The sequence below is a fragment of the Caldimonas brevitalea genome (assembly GCF_001017435.1).
Taxonomy (GTDB): Bacteria; Pseudomonadota; Gammaproteobacteria; order Burkholderiales; family Burkholderiaceae_C; genus Caldimonas; species Caldimonas brevitalea.
Map to the genome: position 1 here is coordinate 3,007,406 of NZ_CP011371.1, position 20,654 is coordinate 3,028,059.

The following is a 20,654-nucleotide window of genomic DNA, read 5'->3' on the forward strand; positions in this document are numbered from 1 at the left end:
GACACAAGAATGACGCGGGTCGACAGCAGATGGAAGCGATTCCATCGGCACGGGTTTCGCTCTGCTGCACGCCGCCGCGCACGTCGCGTCGGGGGCGGCGCAGTGCCCGCTGTCGGTCATTGGCCCGGCCACTGTCGCCGCCCCTTGCCCTCCACCGTCAACCAAGAAAACCGAGAACCTACATGTTGGCTCCCCGTCCATTGCCTTCTGCTCGCTCCCACCTGCCACGCCGGGCGGGCAGGGCGGTCACTGTCGTCTGTTGGCTGGCCGTCCTCACCGCCTGCGGTGGGGGTGGCTCACGCGAAACCGCGGACCCCGGCGCACAGACCCCCGGCAGCGCTCAGGCGCCCGCGCCCGGCTCGTCCGGGCAACAGACGGAAACAAATACACCCCCGCAACAGGGGACGGAAGCCGTCACCTCGGTGCCTCATGTGCCGCTTTTTGCGCCCGGGACGCCGGCCCTCGAGACGCTGCAGTACCGCGAGCCGGACGGCACCCTCGTCACCTTCATGGGGGCCCGTCCCACCGAGCGGCATGCGCGCGAGCGAGGTGAAGCGTGGGACGCGCCCGACAGCGGGCCGGGCCGCTACCTCACCTTCCCGCCGTTCTATTTCCAGAACCGCACCTTCGGCTTGGAGATCCGCGACAGCGTGCCGGCGGGCGGCAAGAAGATCGAGGTCTACCTGCACGTCAACGACGGCACCTTCGACGGCACCACCTTCAGCCTGTTCCGCAACGTGCTCGACCCCAACGTGCGTGATTTCGGTTGGTCGCTTAACTACGGCTTCAACAATCCCAAAGAGGGCGGCAAGCCGGTCTGCCATGCCGGCACGCGCGACTGCATGATGATGTTCGAGTCGAACTGGCGCACCTCGCCGCACAGCCCGCTCAAGGTCGGCGACAAGATCGAGCTGGCGCCGGCGCCGCGGCTGAAGTCGCCCGCCCTCGATGGCGGTGGCGAGCGCTACTACTCGTTCGAGCAGCTCTACGTGGTGGGGGTCGGTGTGGTGCCCTGGTATGGCATCGCGCCCAATCTCGATTCCGAGCCGCTGCCGCCGGCCACGCTGCTGGGCGGCGCCACGACCATCTCGTACAACTATTCGGAAGAGCCGCACCGGCTGTTCCAGCAGATGGCCAACAACATCGGCATCGGCAATGCGAAACGATTCGGCGAAGGCCGGCGGCTGTTCCACACCTCGTTCGCCGATGGCCGCCACTCCGAGCATCCGCAGGTCAACCCGGTGTTCACCGCCCAGGCCGGCAAGCTCGGCCCGCGTTTCAACGCCGCGCAGTGCATCGCCTGTCACACGGCCAACGGTCGCAGCCCGGCGGTGGCGGCGGGTGGCGTGCTGGAGGGGCTGTCGGTGCTGACCGGCGTTGCTGGTGCCGACGGGCGGGTGGCGCCCGACCCCCGTTATGGCTTCAACGTGCAACAGCGCAGCGGGGCCGCGGCCACACCCGACCAGGCGGTGCGGGTGCTGCGCTACGACACCGAGGTGCGCACGCTGCCCGACGGCGAGCGCGTGGAACTGCGCCGGCCGGTCTACGCTTTCGCCGGCCCGGTGCCCGCCTCGTATTCGGTGCGGCAGGCGCCGCAGGTGCTCGGCATGGGCTTGCTCGAAGCGGTGGCCGAGGCCGACATCCTGGCGCTGGCCGATCCGGGCGACCGCGACGCCGACGGCGTGCGCGGGGTCCCGCACTGGGTCACCGACCCCGAAAGCGGCCAGACCCGATTGGGCCGCTTCGGCTGGAAAGCCGGCAAGGCGAGCCTGCGCCACCAGGTGGCCGACGCGCTGCTGCAGGACATGGGCGTCACCTCACCGGTGTTCCCGTCGCGCAGCTGCCAGCGCGGCGCACCCGATTGCCGCGTGCCCGATGGCTCGGCCGGCGTCTCGGCGGCCGACCTCGACCGCTTGTCTCATTACCTGGCGCTGATCGGCGTGCCGGCGCAGCGCAGCGTGCGCAGCGGCTATCCGGCGGGCGTGCGGGTGCCGGTCGAGCACGAGGTCGACCCGCAGCTGATCGAGCGCGGCAGCCGCTTGTTCGCGCAGGCGCGCTGCACCGCCTGTCACGTGCCGCAGCTGCGCACCGGTGGCACCCATCCGTTTGCCGAACTGCGCAGCCAGACGATCCGGCCTTACACCGACTTGCTGCTGCACGACATGGGCGAGGGGCTGGCCGACACGCTCGGCGAGGGCCGCGCGGGTGGGCGGCTGTGGCGTACCGCGCCGCTGTGGGGGCTGGGGTCGCTGCGCTTCGTCCAGGGCGGCGCCGACAAGGTGCGTTTCCTGCACGACGCACGCGCCCGGACCGTCGAGGAGGCCGTGCTGTGGCATGGCGGCGAAGCAAGCGGCAGCCGGCAGCGCTACGAAGCCCTGTCGCGCGAAGAACGGCGCGCGCTGACGGCCTTTTTGATGTCGCTGTGACCCCCCGCGCCGGCGGGCTCAGGCGATCGGAGCGGGGGCCTCGATGACGATGTGAAAGCGGTCGCGGCCGGCCTTTTTGGCCTGGTACAGGGCGGCGTCGGCGCGGGCCATCAGCTGGGCCTCGGTCTGCGCCCGGCCGTCGAGCACCGCGACGCCGACGCTGGTGGTGATGCGCAGCGAGGTGCCGTCCAGGTCGAGTTGCAGATGCCGCACGGCTTCGACGATCTTGCCGGCCACCGGGGCGGCGTCGCAGCCGTCGTGCAAGTCCTCGAGGATCACGACGAACTCGTCGCCGCCCAGTCGCGCGACCAGGTCGGTCGGTCGCACGGTGGCTTGCACGCAGGCGCCGAAGGCCTTCAGCACGGTGTCGCCGGCGGCGTGCCCAAGGCTGTCGTTGATGGACTTGAAATGGTCGACGTCCAGGATCATCAGCGCCGCCTGCGAACCGCTGGCTTGCACCCGGGCCATCGTGGCTTGCAGCCGGTCGTGGAAACTGCGGCGGTTGGGCAGGGCGGTGAGGGTGTCCATCATCGCCAGCTGGTTGAGCTGGCGTTGCGACTCTTTCATCGCGGTGACGTCGGTCGACAAGGTGTAGATGCCGGTGACGCTGCCGTCCGGGCCCAACTGGGGCACATAGGTGGCGTGCAGGTGCAGCAAGCCGAGGCGCGACTGCGCGGTGTGCTCCAGCGTGACACGTTCGCCCTGCCGCGCCCGCTCCAGCGAAGCCCCGCACTGCTCCATCAGGGCCGGGCCGAGCGCGACGCCGACCTGCCGGCCGACCACCTTGGACGCTGGCACACCGAACCATTGTTCGAAGGTGCCGTTGGCAAAGCGCACGACCATGTCGCGGTCGAGATATGAAATCAGCATCGGCAGATTGCTGGTGAGCGTGCGCAGCCGCGCCTCGCTCTCGGCATGCGCCAACTCCGCGCGTTTGCGCTGGGTGATGTCCGACACCATCAGGAACAGGCCCTGCACCTGCCCCTGCTCGTCGCGTTCCGGGATGTAGTCGACCTGCGCATAGCGGGTGCCGTCCGGGCGCGGCACGGCATGCTCGAAGCTCACCGCCTGGCCGGCCTGCGCCGCCCGCACCTGTGGCTCCAGGATCGCGTACTCGCGCTCGCCGATGAACTCGCGCAGGCGGCCGCCCAGCATCTGCTCGGGAGGGTAGCCGTAGACCTCGCCGACGCGCCGGTTCGCGAACAGTGTCCGTTCTTCGGCATCGAGGTGGGCGATCTGGGCCGGCAGGGCGTCGACCATCGTGCGCCAGCGGCGTTCGGCCTCACGACTTTGCTGCAGCGACTGTTTCAACGCGGCCTGCTCGTCTTGCAGCGCCTGCAGGGCCTGGTGCCCTCTCGCGGCGGCGCCGCGTCCGGCCAGCACCAGGCCGAGCAGGCCCAGCGCCGGGGCGACCACCGGCAGCCAGCCGAGCGGCCCCGACACGGGCGTGTCCAGCCAGCGCCACGTGAGCGGCGCCAGGCTGCAGAGCCAAGCGATGAGGAAACACACCCGAAACCGGGGGCTGCTGTACATGAGATCCAATCCTGTGCGGCGATGCTGCGCACGGCGTGCGCCGCGCTGCCGTCGGATGGATATCGGCCGGTGATCGAGAAGGTTGAGGAGCGTCAAGCCCGGGGAAACCCCGGGCGCGTCAGGGAGATGTGGGGCGCCCCCTCCGCGGCGCCGTCGACTTCACTCCACCCGGATGTCGAAACGCCGGGCGATGCCCTGCCAGATCTTCAGGTCGGCGGCCACCGTGCGGGCGAACTCGGCCGAGGTCTTGATCGGCAAGTTGGCCAGGTTCAGCTGCAGGAACCGCTCGCGCAGCTCGGGCGCCGTCAGCGCGCGGTTGACCTCGCGGTGCAGGGCCTCGACCACGGGCGCCGGCGTGCCTTTCGGGACGAACACGCCGTACCAGGCGTCGGCATCGAAGGGGATGCCCTGCTCGGCCAGGGTCGGCAGCTGCGCCGGCTCGGGCATGCGCTGGGAGCCGGACACCGCGATCGCGCGCAGCTTGCCGGCCTTGATCTGGCCCAGCGAGCTGGTGGCGTCGACAAACGCGATCTGCATGCGCCCGCCCTGCATGTCCTGGTAGATCTGCGAGACGGTTTTGTAGGGCACGTGACGCAGATCAATGCCCGCGTGGTGCTTGATCAATTCCATGATCAGGTGGCCGGTCGAACCGATGCCCCAGGTGGCGTAGTCGTACTCGCCGGGGCGGGCCTTCACCAGGGCGACCAGGTCCTTGATGTTGTGTACCGGCAGGTCCGGGTGCACCACCAGGTGGACACCGCCGGAGGCGATCTGCACCACCGGCACCAGGTCGGTCAGCACGTCGAAGGGCAGGCGCGGCTGCACCGCCTGGTTGACGACGGTGAACGACGAGCTGGCGAACAGCACGGTGTAGCCGTCGCCCGGCGACTTGATCGCGGCGCTGACCGCCAGCACGCCGTTGGCGCCCGGCCGGTTGTCGACCAGCACCGGCTGCTTGAGCGCGGCCGACAGCCGGTCGGTCAACACCCGGGCCAGGATGTCCGGCCCGCTGCCGCCGGCAGCCGGGATCAACAGCTTGATCGGGCGCGAGGGCCAGGGCGCCGGATCGGCGGCAAACGCGCCGTGGCTCAACGGCAGCGCCGCGAGGCCGGCCAGCAGGGTGCGGCGTGAGGGCTGGAAATCACGAGACATGGTGGGCTCCGGGTGTTGTTGTGCTTCAGGCGCTGCGGACCGCGCCGATGGACAGGCCGCCGTCGGCGATCAGCACCTGGCCGTTCACGTAAGACGATTCGGCGCTCAAGAGGAACAAGATGGCATGGGCGACCTCCCAGGCCGTGCCCTGGCGGCCGAACGGCAGCGGCCGCGCCGCCCGGGCCGGGCGCGCCCGGGAGGCGTCGCGACCGAGCGGTGTGTCGATCAGGCCCGGCGCGATGACGTTGGCCCGCAGCCCCTGCGGCTGGCCTGCGTAGGCGACCGCCCGCGCCAGCGCCGCAAGGCCGGCCTTGGACGTCTCGTACGCCGGCAGGCCCGACTGGGGCGAGATCGACGCGGTGGACGACACGAACACCATGCTCGCGCCCACCGGCATGCGGGCGGCGGCGGCCTGCGCACTGAGCATGTGGGCGCGCAGGTTGACGTTTTGCACCGCGTCCCAGGCGTCGGCGGTTTCGCGCCCGAAGCCGTTGCGGTTGGCGATGCCGACGTTCACCACCAGGCCGTCGAGCCCGCCGAGCGTCTCGTCGGCGGCCTGGACCATGGCCTCGATCGCGTCCGGCTGTGACACGTCGGCGGCAACGGCGCTGGCAAAGCCGCCTTCGCGGGTGATCCAGGCGGCGGTCTCTTTGGCTCCGGCGAGGTCGAGGTCGGCGCAGCACACCCGGGCGCCTTCGCGCGCGCACAGCACGGCGATGGCGCGGCCGTTGCCCACGGGCGGTTCCGGTTCGTCCGGCGGGCTGGGCCGCTGGCCGGCGCCCACCACCAGCACGCGGCGGCCGGCCAAGCGGCCGGCGGCGGCGGCCTGGCCCAGGGCTGGGTCGTACAACTGACGGTCGGGGCGGGTTTCAAGCATGGCGCAGCTCCAGGTTCTGGACGTCGACGTCCTCCAGGTCGACTTCCAGGTTCTCGAGCAGGCGCGACACCAGCATGTAGAAGCCGACGGTGACCAGGATCTCGATCTGCTGCGCCGGCCCGAAATGCGCCGCCAGCGCGGCATACAGGCTGTCGCTCGCCTTGACGTCGGCGACGCTGGCGTCGGTGAAGGCCAGGGCGGCGCATTCGGCGTCCCCGAGCCCGACGGCCCGCCACGCCTCGGCGCGCGAGTCCACCGTCAGCACCGTCTCCACCGCGGAATCGCTGACGCCAGCGGTGCGCGCCAGCTTGCGGTGCTGGTGCACTTCGTAGCCGGCGCCTGACAGCGCGCCCACCCGCAGGATCAGCAGCTCGCGCAGCGGAGGCGGCAGCGAGCTGTCGCGCAGCACCGCCTGCCCGAGGGCGAGAAAGCCGGTCGCCACGCCGGGCGCGTGCGGCAGCAGCCGGAACAGGTTGAGCGGCGGCCGTTGCCGCAGACGCTCGCCCAGGACACCGGGCACGGTGTCGAGGTCCAGATAGGGGATGCGGGCCATGGGGGTCCTCCAGTTGTGATCGCGAGATCGAATAAAAACGATTTTATATACGGGTGCATCCGAGAAACAAGGGTTGCGATGGGGTAGTATCGAAAAACGTTTTAAGTGTTTTCCCTCAATGAGCAAGACCAAACGTGTATCGGTTCGCGACGTTGCCGAGGCGGCCGGCGTCACCATCGGTTCGGTGTCGCGGGTGTTGAACGGCGGGCGCTACGTGAGCGCCGAGTTGAAGGCCAAGGTGCTGGCCGCGGCCGAACGGCTGCAATACCAGCCGCATGCCGGCGCCCGCAGCCTGCGCATGGGCCGTTCGCAGGCCATCGGCTGCATGGTCAGCGACATCGAGAACCCGCTGTACGCCGGCTTCGTCGCCGCCGTCGAGGCGCATGTCGGCCAGCACGGCTACACGCTGCTGCTGGCCAACTCGCACCACAGCCGCCGCCGCGAAGCGGAGATCCTCGACATGTTCGAACGCCGCGGCCTGGACGGCGCGGTGGTGACCACCTCGTTCAACTGGGACGCACAGCAGCCCAACCCCTATTCGAAGTCCAGCCTGCCGCTGGTGATGCTCGATCGCGCCGCCCCGGTGGCGTGCGACCAGGTGCTGATGGCCCACCGCGAAGGCATCGACCAGGCGGTGCGTTACCTGCACAGCCTCGGGCATCGCCGCATCGCGCTGTTCACGGCCGGAGAAGGGCTGCGGCCCACCGACGAGCGTGTGGCGGGCTACCGTGAGGCGCATGCACGCCTGGGCCTGGACGTTGATCCGCAGTTGCTGCGGCTGGCCGCCATCCCCGGCGTCTCGGGTGCCGAGGACATGCACGCGCTGCTCGCGCTGGCCTCACCGCCCACCGCCCTCATCGCGCTCGGCAGCCGCTTGTTGTCGGGCGCGTTGCAAGCCGCGCGCCTCGCGGGCCGCCGTGTGCCCGACGACCTGTCGGTGGTCGCCATCAGCAGCGCCCCCTTGCTCGAGCTGGCCGACCCGCCGCTGACCTATGTGCATTTCAATCTGCAGCAAGCCGGCCGGGCGGCCGCCCAGCTGTTGCTCGACCGGCTCGACGGTGAACGGCGCGCCGAGCCCGAGGACGGGCAGCCGCCGGTCTGCCGCAGCGTCGAGATCGAGATGGAACTGGTGGTGCGGCGATCCTGTGCGCCGCCTGCCGCGACCTAGCGCTGCTTCGCGAAAGCAAAAGAAACCTTTGTAGGTTGACGTCGCCCGGCGGACCTTTCAGGATGTGTGGCGACAGCGCCTCCTGCGTGCATTCCGGCGCGGCGGGAGCACGACGTCAACATCGAAAGGTTGGGATGCAAGGCAGCGGCTCGGCAGTGCTGAGAGACAGCGTGTTGGCGCGCAACAACGTACAGGTGCGCGGCCACGGCGACCGCACCCTGGTGTTTGCGCATGGCTTCGGATGCGACCAGAACATGTGGCGTTTTGTCGCCCCGGCCTTCGAGTCGCGCTACCGGATCGTGTTGTTCGACTATGTCGGCTGCGGCCGTTCGGATCTCGGCGCCTTCGATGCCGGCCGCTACGACCGGCTCGACGGTTATGCGCAGGACCTGCTGGACGTCTGCGATGCGCTGGACCTGCAGCAGGCCACCCTGATCGGGCATTCGGTGAGCGCGATGATCGGCGTGCTGGCGGCCGTGCGCGAGCCGGCCCGTTTTGCCGAACTGGTGATGATCGGCCCGTCGCCACGCTATCTGAACGACCCGCCCCACTATGTCGGCGGCTTCGAGCGCGAGGACCTCGAGGGCCTGCTGGAGCTGATGGAGCACAACTACCTCGGCTGGGCCGGTGCCCTCGCGCCGATGGTGATGGGCGACACCGCCGGCCCCGGCCTGACCGCCGAACTGGAGCACAGCTTTTGCTCGACCGACCCGGTGGCGGCGCGGCTGTTCGCCCGCGCGACGTTCTATGCCGACAACCGCGCCGACCTGGCCCGTCTCGACGTGCCCACCCTGATCCTGCAGGTCAGCGACGATGCGCTGGCGCCGGTGGGCGTCGGCGAGTTCATGCAGCGGGCCTTGCCGGGCAGCGAATTACACGTGCTGCAGGGCCACGGCCATTGCCCCCACATGAGCCAGCCGGGCGAGACCGTCGCGGTGCTCGACGACTATTTGCGCAGGCGGCATGGCGGCCAGGCCTGAGACCGGCACCGTCGGGCTGCCGCCCGACGCACCGTGCGGCGCCTTGGCGTTCGGCGACAACGGCGTCATCGTCGACGCCAACGCGCAGTTGCACGCCTGGCTCGGCTACGCCCCGGGCGAACTGGTCGGCCGCAGTGTCGACACACTGCTGAGCCCGTCCGGCCGGGTCTTCTACAGCACTCATTTTTTCCCCTTGCTGCGGATGCAGGGCCGGGCCGACGAGATCCAGCTGATGCTGCGCTCGGCCGGCGGCGAAGACGCGCCGTTCCTGATCAGCGGGGTGCGCGACACCACTGCCGTCCCGCCGCTGATCCGCTGCGCGCTGATGACCATGGGGCGGCGCCGGGAGTTCGAGGCGGCCCTGCTGGCCGCACGCAAGGCCGCCGAAGCCGCCACCCAGGCCAAGGACGAATTCCTCGCGATGGTGTCGCACGAGCTGCGCAATCCGCTCAGTGCCATCCTCGGCTGGGCCCGGCTGGCGCGTTCGGGCCGGCTCGACGCGGCCATGATGGCGCGCGCGCTGGAGACCATCGAGCGCAATGCACTGGCGCAGACCCAGTTGATCGAAGACCTGCTCGACGTCTCGCGCATCGTCAGCGGCAAGCTGCGCTTGAGCCCGCGGCTGACCGAGCTGTCGGCGGTGGTCGCCGCGGCGCTCGACACCGCCCGCCCGTCGGCGCAGGCCAAGGGCATCAGCCTGCACAGTGCGCTCGACCCGGCCGCCGGGGCGGTCCACGCCGACCCCGACCGGGTCCAGCAGATGGTGTGGAATCTGGTGTCCAACGCCGTGAAGTTCACGCCCAAGGACGGTCGTGTCCAGGTCTCCCTGACGCGAGCGGGATCGCGCGTGCGGCTGGAGGTGAGCGACACCGGCGCCGGCTTGTCGGCGGCGCAGATTCCGTATCTGTTCGACCGGTTCTGGCAGGCCGACCCCAGCGCGCAACGTGAAAAAACCGGCCTCGGCCTGGGCCTGGCCATCACCCGCAGCCTGGTCGAACTGCATGGCGGAACCCTCGAGGTGAGCAGCCCGGGGCCGGGCGAGGGCGCGACCTTCACGATCGAGTTCCCGCTCGCGGTCTCGGCCGCCTCGGGCCAGGTCGGCGGCTCGGCCCGGGCGGTGCTCGAGGCGCCGGAGCCGAGCGCGGCCACCGTGCTGCGTGGCGTTCGGGTGCTGGTGGTCGACGACGATGCCGAGGCCCGCGGCCTGTTGCGCCTGTTGCTGGTGGCCAGCGGCGCGCAGGTCGAGGTGGCGGGTTCGTGCGACGACGCCTTGCGCCGCCTCGAGGCCCAGGTGCCCGATCTGCTGATCTCCGACATCGGCATGCCCGGGCGGGACGGCTTCGAGTTGATCCGGCAGGTGAGGGCGGGTGTCGTGCCCGCGGCTACGCGCATGCCGGCCGTCGCGGTGACCGGTTTGGCGCGTCCGCAAGACCGCGTGAACCTGTTGCGTGCCGGGTTCCAGGCGCACCTGTGCAAACCGGTGGAGCCGACCGAAGTGGTGGCGCTGGCCGCCGCGTTGGCCGCCCTCCCGAAGCCGGGCTGAGCGGCAGCTGAACGCGGCAGGGGCGGTCTGCAGCCGCGCAGGGATGGTGCGACACTTGCTCGTGAGACAGGACACTAGCAGGAAGCAGTTCGTTGACCCCCTCCGCCGGCCCCGATCCCACGCCTCCTTCCCCTTTGCAGACCCCCCATGCCGGCCGCACCCCCGCGGCCGATGACGACACCGGCGCCCTCGCGCCGCTGCGCCAGCCGGTGTTCCGGATGTTGTGGGTGACCTGGCTGACGGCCAACGTCTGCATGTGGATGAACGATGTCGCGGCCGCGTGGCTGATGACCTCGCTGACCACCTCGCCGGTGATGGTGGCGCTGGTGCAATCCGCCTCGACGCTGCCGGTGTTTCTGCTGGGCCTGCCGAGCGGCGCGCTGGCCGACATCCTCGACCGCCGGCGCTATTTCATCGTCACCCAGTTCTGGGTCGCCGCGGTGGCGCTGCTGGTCTGCGTGGTGGTGCTGTCGGACGGCATGAGCGCGCCGCTGCTGCTGGCGTTGACGTTTGCCAACGGCATGGGCCTGGCGATGCGCTGGCCGGTGTTCGCGGCCCTGGTGCCCGAGCTGGTGCCGAGGCCGCAGCTGCCCGCCGCGCTGGCGCTCAACGGCGTGTCCATGAATGCGTCGCGCATCATTGGGCCGCTGGTGGCCGGCGCCGTCATCGCCAGCTTCGGCAGCGCCTATGTGTTCGTGCTCAACGCGGTGCTGTCGGTGGTGTGCGGCTTCGTGATCCGCCGCTGGCAACGCGAGCAGAAGCCACGGGCCCTGCCCGGCGAGCGGTTCTTCGGCGCGATGCGGGTGGGTGTGCAGCATGTGCGGCAGTCGCAGCGCATGCACGCCGTGTTGCTGCGCATCTCGCTGTTCTTCCTGCAGGCGAGCGCCTTGCAGGCGCTGTTGCCGCTGCTGGCCAAACGTATGGACGGCGGCGGTGCGGGCACCTTCACCTTGCTGCTGGCAGGCCTGGGCGTCGGCGCCATCGCCGCGGCGCTCTATCTGCCGCGGTTGCGCGGCCTGATGACGCGCGACCAGCTGGTGCAGCGCGGCAGCCTGGTGCAGGCGGCGGCCACCGTGGTGGTGGCGTTCTCGCCCAATGTCTACCTGGCGTTGCCGGTCATGGTGATCGCCGGCATGGCGTGGATCTCGGTCGCCAACTCGCTGACCGTCTCGGCCCAGCTGGCCTTGCCCGATTGGGTGCGGGCGCGCGGCATGTCGATCTACCAGATGGCGCTGATGGGCAGCAGTGCGATGGGCGCGGCATTGTGGGGGCAGGTGGCCAGCCTGAGCGACTTGCGCACTGCGCTGGTCGGCTCGGCGCTGTTCGGCCTGGTGGCCGTGGTGGCGGCGCGCCGCGTCACGCTCGAGGGCGTGGGCGAAGAAGACCTGACGCCCAGCCACAGCATCAAGTCACCGCCCACCGCCGAGCCGGTGGACCCGGACGCGGGGCCGGTGCTGGTCACCATCGAGTACCGCATCGACCCGGCGCACGCGGTCGAGTTTCGCGCCGTGATGGAAGAAACCCGGCGCGCCCGGCTGCGCCAGGGCGCCTTGTCATGGGAGCTGTTCCGCGACACGGCGGACCCGAGCCGCTACATCGAATACCTGCTCGACGAGTCGTGGGTGGATCACCTGCGTCGCTTCGACCGTTTCACCGCCGCCGACGATGCCTTGCGCGCGCGCCGGCTGCGTTTTCATATCGGCGACCAACCGCCGCTGGTGACCCGCTGCATCGCGCAGCCGGTCGACGCCCGGCGGGCTTCGCCACAGGAGTCTTGATGAGCTTCACCACCGAAACCTATCCCGGCGTCCACGCCAGCCCGCCCGACGCCACCCGCGGCTTCGTCTTCAACCACACGATGCTGCGTGTGAAAGACCCGGCCGTCGCGCTCGACTTCTACACCCGCGTGCTCGGCCTGCGCGTGCTGCGCAAGCTCGACTTTCCGGAGATGAAGTTCTCGCTGTACTTCCTGGCCCGCGCGGAAGACACGACGGCCGCGCCCGACGACATCGGCCAGCGTACGGCCTGGACCTTCGCGCAGCGCGGCGTGCTCGAATTCACCCACAACTGGGGCACCGAGGCCGACCCGGACTTCAAGTACCACGACGGCAACGCCCAGCCGCAAGGTTTCGGCCACATCTGCTTTTCGGTGCCCGACCTCGATGCGGCGATCCGCTGGTTCGACGACAACGGTGTCACCTACGTCAAGCGGCCCGAGCAGGGCAAGATGCGCGACGTCGCCTTCATCAAGGACCCGGACGGCTATTGGATCGAGATCGTCGAAGCGGCCCGGCTGACGCAGCTGGGCCGGCCAGAGGCGGGGGTATCAGACCGGGCTTGAACGGGAAGCCGTGCCGGGGTCTGGCGCCTAGGCCGTGCGGTTCGGCGCGCGGCCGGTCGCCTGCCAACCCGCCGCCTGCGGTGCGGCGTTGGGCCCCTGCGCGGGCTGTACCGGCGGGTTGTTTTGCATGCCTTGCTTGAAGGCCGCCGTCATCGTGCGGCGCGCCTCGTAGGCATCGCCGGCCTTGGCCATGTAGTCGAGCGCCGCCTGGCTCATCGCGGCGGCGGGCTTGTCGTCGTGGCCGCTGGAATACGCCTCGGGATGCCATTGCATGCCCATCACGGGCGCGCCCGAGCGCGATTCGAAAGCCTCGACCGAGTGGGACGGGCGGCCGTCCGGCGTCGCGCCCTTGTAGGGGAAGTCGTGGTTCGTGTCCCGCGCCGACACCTCCAGCGAGGCGAGCTTGGCCGCCATCTCCGGGTTCGGGTTCGGATGATTGGGCACCAGTCCGTTGGCGTCTTCGCGCGCGGCCGCCCAGTGCACCGTGTTCACCTCGTGCTGGATCGGGTCCTCGTTCTTGTGCCACGTCGGGCGCGCCGCAGCGCCCCCGTCGACATCCATCGGCTCGTTGCGCTGCCAGGCCGTCTGGCTGTGCAACATCGTATCGGGCCGGATCTCCATGCCGTGGGTGGTGAAGTTGTTGCTGATGGTGCCGTCCTTCTTGATGAACGGCATCGCCCGCGCCTGGTGGGTGCTGGGGTTGAGCTGCTGGGTCGATCCGCCGTGGCTTTCCAGCACCCGCCAGGAGCCGCCGCAGATGCCGACCATCGGCCGCCCCGTCAGCTGGGCCTGCTTCATCAGCTCGGCCTCGTGCGCCACGCGTTGCCCGTGGCGATCGGCGGCACTGCCGCTCGGCACGTGCGACGGATGGCGCGGTGTCTCGCTGGTCAAGCCGTAGTTGCCGCCTGTGACCACCAGCAGGCCCTGGCCATGGCCGGTGGTGGTGTTGACGTTATGAGGCAGGCCGCCGTTGTAGTTCTGCTTGTTCTTCGTCGGGTCGGTGGACTGAATGGTGGGCGTGACGTCGGCGCCATGCGAGGCGGTGGTCGGCCGCCCGGTGGTCTGCTGCAGCGTGTAGTGGTCCCAGAAGGCCCCGGTGCCGTGACCGCAGTCGCGGTAGGCCACCGTCGGCCGGGTCTGCGGCGGGCGCCCCAGCTCGGCCAGAGGGTTGTTCGAGGTGCGCTGCCGTTGCGGCCGGACGGAGGTTTCGCCTTCGCTGTCGCTGCTGTCGCGCTCGGTGGCGAGGCGTTTGAGTCCCGAGGGGCCAGCGGCACCGGGGTTTCTGATCATGAAGGCCTCGCCAAGGTGGGTGGAGATGCGCCCAAGTGTCGTCGGCAGCGCGGGCGCACACCGGTCGTCATGCGAAGTTGCGTCCGCCAAAGCGAAGTGGGGGCGGTCGCAGCCACGGCCCTGGCTACAAGGTCTGCAGGAAGGCCACCAGGTCTTTCTTCTCCTCTTCGGTCAGCTTGACACCGAGCACCAGGTTGAAGAACTCGACGCTGTCGTCCAGCGTCATCAGGCGGTCGTCATGCAGATACGGCGGGGAGTCCTTGATGCCGCGCAGCGGAAAGGTCTTGATCGGGCCGTCTGCGCTGGCCTTGCGGCCGTTGACCAAGGTCTCGTCGTGAAAGCGCTCGACGCGCAGGTTGTGCATCAGGTTGTCGGTGTAATGCGGCGGGGTGTGACAGGCGACGCACTGGCCCTTGCCGAAAAATACCTGCTGCCCGCGCAGTTCGGCCGGGCTGGCCTTGGCCGGGTCGAGTTTGCCCAGCAGGTCGAGCTTGGGCGCCGGCGGGAAATCGAGCAAGGCCTGGACCTCGCCCATGAAGTGCACCTGGCTGCCGCGCTCCAGCACGTTGATGCCCTTGCGGGCGGCCGCGGTGGCGTCGCCGTCGAAATACGCGGCGCGCTGCTCGAATTCGGTGAAGTCTTCCACCGTCTTGAGCGCTCGCTGCGAGCCGAACAGCTGCTGCACGTTGACGCCGCGCAGCGACGGCGTGTCGACGCGGTGCCGGTGTTCGTTGGGACGGATGTCGCCGACGGTGTGGGTCGAGGCATTCGTGTGGCCGTTGGCGTGGCAATCGAGGCAGGCCACGCCCAGGTGTGGCCGCAGCGATCGGCGGTCGTCGGTGGCATTGAACTGCTGCTGCGGGAAGGGTGTGACGAGCAAGCGCAGGCCTTCCAGCTGTTTGGGGTTGAGGATGTCCTTGAACAAGGCCTGGAAGTTGTCCAGCGTCACCAGCTGGCCCTTCGACACATCGCCCAGGTCGGGCCGGGTGGTGAGGTAGATGGGCGGCGGGAACTCGGGCAGCAGGTGCTGCGGCAGGTCGAAATCGAGGTCGAAGCGGGTCAGGTCGCGCCCGGTCTGGCGGCGGGTCTCGTCGATCAAGGGCCGCGTGAACACCATGCCGCCGGCCTCGTGGTGAGGATGCGGCAGCGGCAGAAAACCGCTCGGCCACAGCTTGCGCCGCTTGATCTCCTCGGGACTCAAGGCGGCCAGCTGGTCCCAGGTGAGGCCCGCCGGCAGGCGCACCCGCACGCCTTGCTGCACCGGCTTGCCGCGTGACATCGTGACGCCCGGCGCCGGACGGTCGGCGAGGTCGTAACGCGACGCCAGCAACTGCTGCTGGCGCTGGGCCATTTGCGGCTTGTCGCGCTGCAAACGCTTGACGAGGCTGGGAAAGTCTTCGCCTTCGGCCGCCAGCAACAGCGTGACGGTGCCCAGCAGGGCTGCGACGACGACAGGGCTTGCAAGCCGCTGGCGGTGGCGGCGCACGGGAGAGTTCATTTTTTCACTCCTGGAACGGCGGTTGGACGCACGGTGGTGGTGGGGCTCGCGGGACACTGCAGCGCAGGTCCGCACCGAACATAGAAGCCGGTCGTCGCCCGTCCCGGAATTGCGCAACAAGAGGTTGCATGGGCAGCCTGCCCCCCGCGTCCGCGACAATCCGGGCTCGCCGCGCCGGCGCCTGCCGGCGATCGTTCACCGCCCCTTGAAGGTCCGTCCGTTGAAGTTCATCCATGCCGCCGACCTGCACGTCGACAGCCCCATGCGGGGGCTCGATTTCTATGAGGGCGCGCCGGTCGACCGGCTACGCGGTGCGACGCGCCGGGCGTTGATCGCGCTGGTCGACCTGGCGCTGGCCGAACGGGTCGACCTGGTGATCCTGGCCGGCGACATCTTCGACGACGACTGGGTCGACTTCCACACCGGGCTGTTCTTTCGAGAACAGCTGGTGCGTCTGCGCCGGCACGGCGTGCGGGTCTTCATCAAGAAAGGCAACCACGACGCGGCCAGTGTCGTCACCAAGCAGCTGCCGGCGGTGGAGGGGGTGCATGTGTTTTCGTCACGCACGGCCGAGACCGTCGTGCTGCCGGAGCTGGGCGTGGCCGTGCACGGCCGCAGCTTCCCGGAACGTGCGATGCCCGACGACTTGGTGCCGGACTATCCGGCGCCCGTGCCGGGCATGTTCAACCTCGGCGTGCTGCACACCAGCCTGACCGGCTCGCCCGAGCACGACCCCTATGCGCCGACGTCGGTGGCGGCGCTGTGCGCCAAGGGCTACGACTACTGGGCCCTCGGGCACATCCACCTGCGCGAGGTGGTGCGCGAGGCCCAGCCCCGCATCGTCTTCCCCGGCAATCTGCAGGGGCGCCATGCGCGCGAGACCGGGCCCAAAGGCTGTGAGCTGGTGCGTGTCGACGACGGTGTGGTGTCGGCCGAGTTCGTCGCGCTCGACGCGGTGCGCTGGCACCACCTCGCGGTCCCGCTCGACGGCCTCGCCACACTGGACGAACTGGCCCGCGCCGTGCTGACGGCGGTGCGCGGCGCGGTCGAAGGTGTGCTCGACCGGCTGCATGCGATGCGCCTCACGCTGCAGGGCCGCTCGGCCCTGGCCGAACTTGAAGCGGCCCAGCCCGGCGTGCTCGACGCCGCCGTGCGTGCGGCGATGCAGGAGGTCAGCGAGGCCGACGTCTGGGTCGAGAAGGTCAAGCTCGACCTGCGTTCGCCGATCGACCGGCGCGGCGCGGCCGATCGCGGCGACGCGGTGGGCGAAGTGGTGCGCTTGACCGAGTGGCTGGCGGCGGACCCGGCGCGGTTGTCCGACTGGGTGGCCCAACAGCTCAAGGAACTGTCGTCCCAGCTCGGCGCCGAACTGGCCGCCGACGACCCGGCCCGCCTCGGCGCGGAGGAACTGCAGGCCTTGCTGTCCGACGCCGAAGCGACCGTGCTGGCCCAGTTGATGGATGCGGGAGCGGGTCGATGAAGCTGCTGCAACTGCACCTGGTGGCGTTCGGCCCTTTCACCGGCCGCGTGCTCGACTTCGAACGCAGCGGCCCCGACGCGGGCTGCGCGCCGCTGCTGCACCTGGTGTGCGGGCCGAACGAGGCGGGCAAGTCGTCGATGCTGCGCGCCTTGTGCGATCTGCGCTTCGGCATCCCGCACAACAGCGCCGACAACTACCGCCCCGAGGTGACCATGCAGGTGGGTGCGGTCTTGCTCGACGGCGACGGCCGGCCCGTCGCGCTGATGCGGCGCAAGGGGCGGGGGCAGACCTTGAGCTACTTCGACCCGGCGACCGGTGCCGTCGACACCTCGCGGTCGCCGGCACCCCAGCACGAAGCGGCCCTCACCGCCGCCCTCACGCGGCCCGACTTTGAAGCCATGTTCGGCCTCGACCATGCGCGGCTGCGCTGGGGCGGCGAGCAGCTGTTGAAGGGTGAAGGTGAGGTGGGGGCGGCGCTGTTCGAGGCGAGCGCGGGCGCCAAGAGCATCCCGGCCATCCTGTCGGCGCTCGACACGCGGGCGCGCGAGTTTTTCATGCCGGGCAGCCGGGCCCGGCGCGGGCGCCTCAACGAAGCCTTGAGCCGCCTCGCGGAGCAGCGGCAGCTCTACAAGGACGCCTTGGTGCGCCCGAAGGAATGGAGCGACCTGAACCGGCGCCATGAAGAAGCGGCTGCCGCCCTGCGGCGCCTCGACGAGGCCGTGCTCGAGGCCGACCGCCGGCTGCAGCTTTACACCGAGCTGCGGGCGGTGGCGCCGCAGCTGGACGAGCACGACCGGGCGGTCGACGAGCTGCAGCAGCTGGCCGATGCGCCCTTGCTGCCGCCGTCGGCCGCCGAAGACCGGGCCCGTGCGCAGGCTCAACTCGACGCGGCGCTGGCGGGCATGGCCGACGCCCGCCGCGACATCGAACGGCTCGGCGCCGAAGTGCTGAGCGTCGACATCGACACGGTGGCCCTGGCGGCCGCGGGTGCCATCGAGCGCCTGGCCGTCGCGGTGCAAAGCGCCGAGCCGCGCCGGCAGCAGCGCGTCGACGCCGTGTCGGCTCGCCGGGGCCTCGCGGCGGAGGCCGCCGCGCTGACCGCCACCTTCGATGCCGGCGGCGCGCCGATGGCGGCGCCGGACCCGACGCAAGTGGCCGTCGTGGAAGACACGCTCCGCACGTTGGAGCGCGCACAGCAGCAACACGACGCCGCGGCCGCACAGCTCGAGGCGCTGGCGGCGCCCGAGCACGACCCCCTCGATCCCTTGCCGCCCGACACCGCCCGCGCGGCCCTGCAGGCCGCACTCGACGGCAGCCGGTCGCTGGAGCAGAGCGGCCCGGCGTTGGACACCTTGCAGGCCGACACCAGCACCTGCGAACGCCAGCTGCGCCAGTTGCTGCACCGCCTGCAGCTGGCCGACGTCGAAGGCCTGCGCCAGGTGCGCCCGCTGCTGCCCGCCGAACTCGAGGTGGCCGACATGGCAGCGCGCGAGGCCCAGGTCGAACTGCGCCGCATCGACACCGAAGACGCCACACTGCGTGCCGACCTGCAGCGTGTGCAAGGCGGCCTCGACCGGCTGGCGGCCCAGGGGGAGCTGGTGACGCGGTTGCGGGTGGACGAGGCGCGGGCGCGGCGCGACAGCGCCTGGGCGCTGGTGCGCCGGGCCCATGTCGACCGCGGCCTGTCGCCCGAGGCTGCCGCGGCCGAGTTCGCCCGCCTGCACGCTGGCCCGGGCGATGTGTCCGTCGTGGCCGGCTTCGAGTCGGCCTTGCGGCTGGCCGACCACCTGAGCGATTTGTTCAGCGCCGACACCGAGCGCGCCACGCAGATCCAGCTCGACAGCCAACGAGTGCGCGACATGCAGGCGGCCCGCGTCGCGCTGGCCGAGCAGCGGCGCCAGGCCGCACAGGCGGCCGACGCGGCGGCTGCGGCCTGGCGCGCCCGTCTGGCGGCGGCCGGCCTGCCCGACACCAGCCCCGCCGCGCTGCGCGAATGGCAAGCCGAGCTGGGCGACGCACTGCGCCTGGCCGACGAGCTGGACACGCTGCGCGAGCAGCAGCGCGCCCAGCAGGCCCGTTGGGCTGCCGCGATCGACCTGTTGCAGCGGGCCCTCGACCCGCTGCCCGGCCTCGGCGGTCACGCACCGGCGCCGCCGACCGGCGAGGTGCCGCTGGCCGCGCGGCTGCACACCTTGCAAGCCGCCGCAGCGCGCGTCAAGGCCGACCTCGACCAGCGTGCGCTGCGCATCGAAGGAGTCAAAGGCCAGCGTGTCGAGCGTGAGCGGCAGCGGCAGCTGGCGGCACAGCGGCTGGCCGCCGCCCAAGGCGCCGTGACCCAGGCGCAGCATGCGCTCGTGCCGCACCTCGGGTGGCTGCAACTGACGCCGGCAGCCTCGGCCTCGGTGGTGCGTGCCCGGTTGCGGCAGCTGTTGCGCTGGCGCGAGTTGCAGCAGGCGCTGGCCGCGGCCGACGCCGTGATCGACGGCCACGACAGCGCGCTGCAACTGCTGGAGTTGCAGGCCAGCGAAGTGGCGGCGCTGCTCGGGGAGGCCTGGGTGCGCGGCGCCGCGTCAGCGCCGGAGCAGGGCGGCACGGCGGCGCGGCTGCTGGTCGACCGCCTGCAAGCCCGGCTCGAAGGCGCGCGCCACGCCGCCGAACGGCGCCGTGCGCTGGAGCGCGGCCTGGCCGCGGCGCAAGCGGCCCTGGCCCAGCACGAACAACAGGCCGCCGCGCAGCAAGCGCTGCTGGCGCAATGGGTGGCTGCGGCCGGCGTCGACAGCGCGGCCCAACTGCCCGACGCCGAGGCGCGCTCGCAGCGACGCCGCGACGCCGCGCGCATGGCCGAAGAAGCGCAGCGCAAGCTGCGCCAGGCGTCGTCGCGCTCGGTCGAGGAGCTGCGGCGTTTGCTGCAAGGCCACGACGCCGCCGCGCTCGAGCAGCAGCTGCGTGCCGCGGCCGACGCCCGCCAGGCACTCGACGAGCCGGTGCGCCAGGCCCGCCAGGCCGAGGAAGCGGCGCGGCGAGCTTTGGCCGAGATCGACACCTCGGACCGGGCCGCGCAAGCGCGCGAGCAGATGGAGCAGGCGATGGCGACCGTGCGCTCGGGCTTGGCGCCGTGGGCCCGCCTGAGGCTCGCGCACGCCCTGCTCGACGAATCGCTGCGACGTTTTCGCGAGCGCGCACAAGGCCCGATGTTGTCGGCCGCCTCGGGTTACTTCGCGCGCATGACGGGGGGGCGTTACGCCCGGCTGTCAAGCGACGACAGCGGCGAGCGGCCGGTGTTGCTGGCGCACCGCGACGATGGTGCGCGCATCACGGTGGCGCAGATGAGCGAGGGCACGCGCGACCAGCTCTATCTGGCGCTGCGCCTGGCTGCGTTGGAGCTGCACCAGGCGAGCGGGCAGGGCATGCCGCTGGTGCTCGACGACGTGCTGATGACGTCGGACGACGTGCGGGCGGGGCGGATGCTGCAGGCGTTGGCGGCGTATGCACGCGGCGGCGCCGGTCGGCAGGTGTTGATCTTCACCCACCATCCGCATCTGCTCGACTTGGCGTGCAGTTCGGTGGACGACGGCCTGTTGGCGACCCACGAGCTGTGACTCGAACTCGAGTGCAAACGCAGGGCGTCTGCCCAGACGCACCCTTGTAAGCGTCAATGCTGCGTACGTCCCCACAGGTGCCATCATCCATTTTTTATTCGACGATGCGGACCTGGCGAAGGACGCCGAGTCCGGCATCGGGGTCCTTCTGCATGATCTCGATGTCATTAAGCGCGCAGAGTAACCGGGGATGACGAGTCCTCACCAGCCGGAA

General features: G+C 70.5%; 14 protein-coding genes. 8 read left to right on the forward strand and 6 right to left on the reverse strand.

Annotation, left to right across the window (positions count from 1 at the left end):
• Positions 1-431: 431 nt before the first annotated feature.
• Positions 432-2,426 carry a di-heme oxidoreductase family protein gene (locus AAW51_RS13340; RefSeq protein ID WP_238947855.1) on the forward strand — a complete coding sequence of 665 codons (1,995 nt, stop codon included), beginning with the start codon at positions 432-434 and terminating at the stop codon, positions 2,424-2,426.
• Positions 2,427-2,444: 18 nt separating this feature from the next.
• Here AAW51_RS13340 and AAW51_RS13345 read toward each other — a convergent pair whose 3' ends face one another.
• From AAW51_RS13345 to AAW51_RS13360, 4 genes are all read right to left on the reverse strand, one after another.
• Positions 2,445-3,959, reverse strand: a complete 1,515-nt coding sequence (locus tag AAW51_RS13345) for a sensor domain-containing diguanylate cyclase (protein WP_053013534.1) — start codon at positions 3,957-3,959, stop codon at positions 2,445-2,447.
• Positions 3,960-4,118: 159 nt separating this feature from the next.
• Entirely contained in the window at positions 4,119-5,111 is a 993-nt protein-coding gene (locus tag AAW51_RS13350; protein WP_047195014.1) for a Bug family tripartite tricarboxylate transporter substrate binding protein, read from the reverse strand.
• 25 nt (positions 5,112-5,136) lie between these two features.
• Entirely contained in the window at positions 5,137-5,988 is an 852-nt protein-coding gene (locus tag AAW51_RS13355) for an SDR family NAD(P)-dependent oxidoreductase (RefSeq protein ID WP_047195015.1), read from the reverse strand.
• Positions 5,981-6,541 (reverse strand): carboxymuconolactone decarboxylase family protein, encoded by a 561-nt coding sequence (locus AAW51_RS13360; protein ID WP_047195016.1) that lies wholly within the window; start codon positions 6,539-6,541, stop codon positions 5,981-5,983. Before AAW51_RS13360 ends, AAW51_RS13355 begins: the two co-directional genes overlap by 8 nt.
• 118 nt (positions 6,542-6,659) lie before the next feature.
• On the opposite strand from AAW51_RS13360, the gene AAW51_RS13365 reads away from it, so the two are divergent.
• The 5 genes from AAW51_RS13365 to gloA all read left to right on the forward strand — a co-directional run bounded on the left by AAW51_RS13365 (position 6,660) and on the right by gloA (position 12,573).
• Positions 6,660-7,709, forward strand: a complete 1,050-nt coding sequence (locus AAW51_RS13365; RefSeq protein WP_047195017.1) for a LacI family DNA-binding transcriptional regulator — start codon at positions 6,660-6,662, stop codon at positions 7,707-7,709.
• A gap of 134 nt (positions 7,710-7,843) precedes the next feature.
• A complete protein-coding gene (locus AAW51_RS13370; protein ID WP_269465153.1) occupies positions 7,844-8,689 on the forward strand; it encodes an alpha/beta fold hydrolase in 846 nt (281 codons plus the stop codon).
• Positions 8,673-10,232, forward strand: coding sequence for a hybrid sensor histidine kinase/response regulator (locus tag AAW51_RS13375; RefSeq protein ID WP_053013535.1), 1,560 nt, complete (start codon positions 8,673-8,675; stop codon positions 10,230-10,232). The genes AAW51_RS13370 and AAW51_RS13375 overlap by 17 nt, the downstream gene beginning before the upstream one ends.
• 218 nt (positions 10,233-10,450) lie before the next feature.
• The gene (locus AAW51_RS13380; protein WP_047197766.1) at positions 10,451-12,010 is read left to right on the forward strand and encodes an MFS transporter; all 1,560 of its coding nucleotides are present in this window, start codon (positions 10,451-10,453) and stop codon (positions 12,008-12,010) included.
• Complete coding sequence (gene gloA / locus AAW51_RS13385) at positions 12,010-12,573, forward strand: lactoylglutathione lyase (RefSeq protein ID WP_047195018.1); 564 nt, start codon at positions 12,010-12,012, stop codon at positions 12,571-12,573. Before AAW51_RS13380 ends, gloA begins: the two co-directional genes overlap by 1 nt.
• A 27-nt stretch (positions 12,574-12,600) precedes the next feature.
• On the opposite strand, the gene AAW51_RS13390 is transcribed toward gloA, so the two are convergent.
• Together AAW51_RS13390 and AAW51_RS13395 are read right to left on the reverse strand one after the other, a co-directional pair.
• Positions 12,601-13,863: a gamma-glutamyl-gamma-aminobutyrate hydrolase family protein gene (locus AAW51_RS13390; protein ID WP_047195019.1), complete on the reverse strand. Its 1,263-nt coding sequence runs from the start codon at positions 13,861-13,863 to the stop codon at positions 12,601-12,603.
• A gap of 124 nt (positions 13,864-13,987) precedes the next feature.
• Positions 13,988-15,361: a cytochrome b6 gene (locus tag AAW51_RS13395; protein ID WP_047195020.1), complete on the reverse strand. Its 1,374-nt coding sequence runs from the start codon at positions 15,359-15,361 to the stop codon at positions 13,988-13,990.
• A gap of 220 nt (positions 15,362-15,581) precedes the next feature.
• Between AAW51_RS13395 and AAW51_RS13400 the strand changes: the two genes are divergently transcribed.
• A complete protein-coding gene (locus AAW51_RS13400; protein WP_053013536.1) occupies positions 15,582-16,841 on the forward strand; it encodes a metallophosphoesterase family protein in 1,260 nt (419 codons plus the stop codon).
• Positions 16,838-20,440, forward strand: coding sequence for an ATP-binding protein (locus AAW51_RS13405; RefSeq protein WP_047195021.1), 3,603 nt, complete (start codon positions 16,838-16,840; stop codon positions 20,438-20,440). Before AAW51_RS13400 ends, AAW51_RS13405 begins: the two co-directional genes overlap by 4 nt.
• Positions 20,441-20,654: the final 214 nt, after the last annotated feature.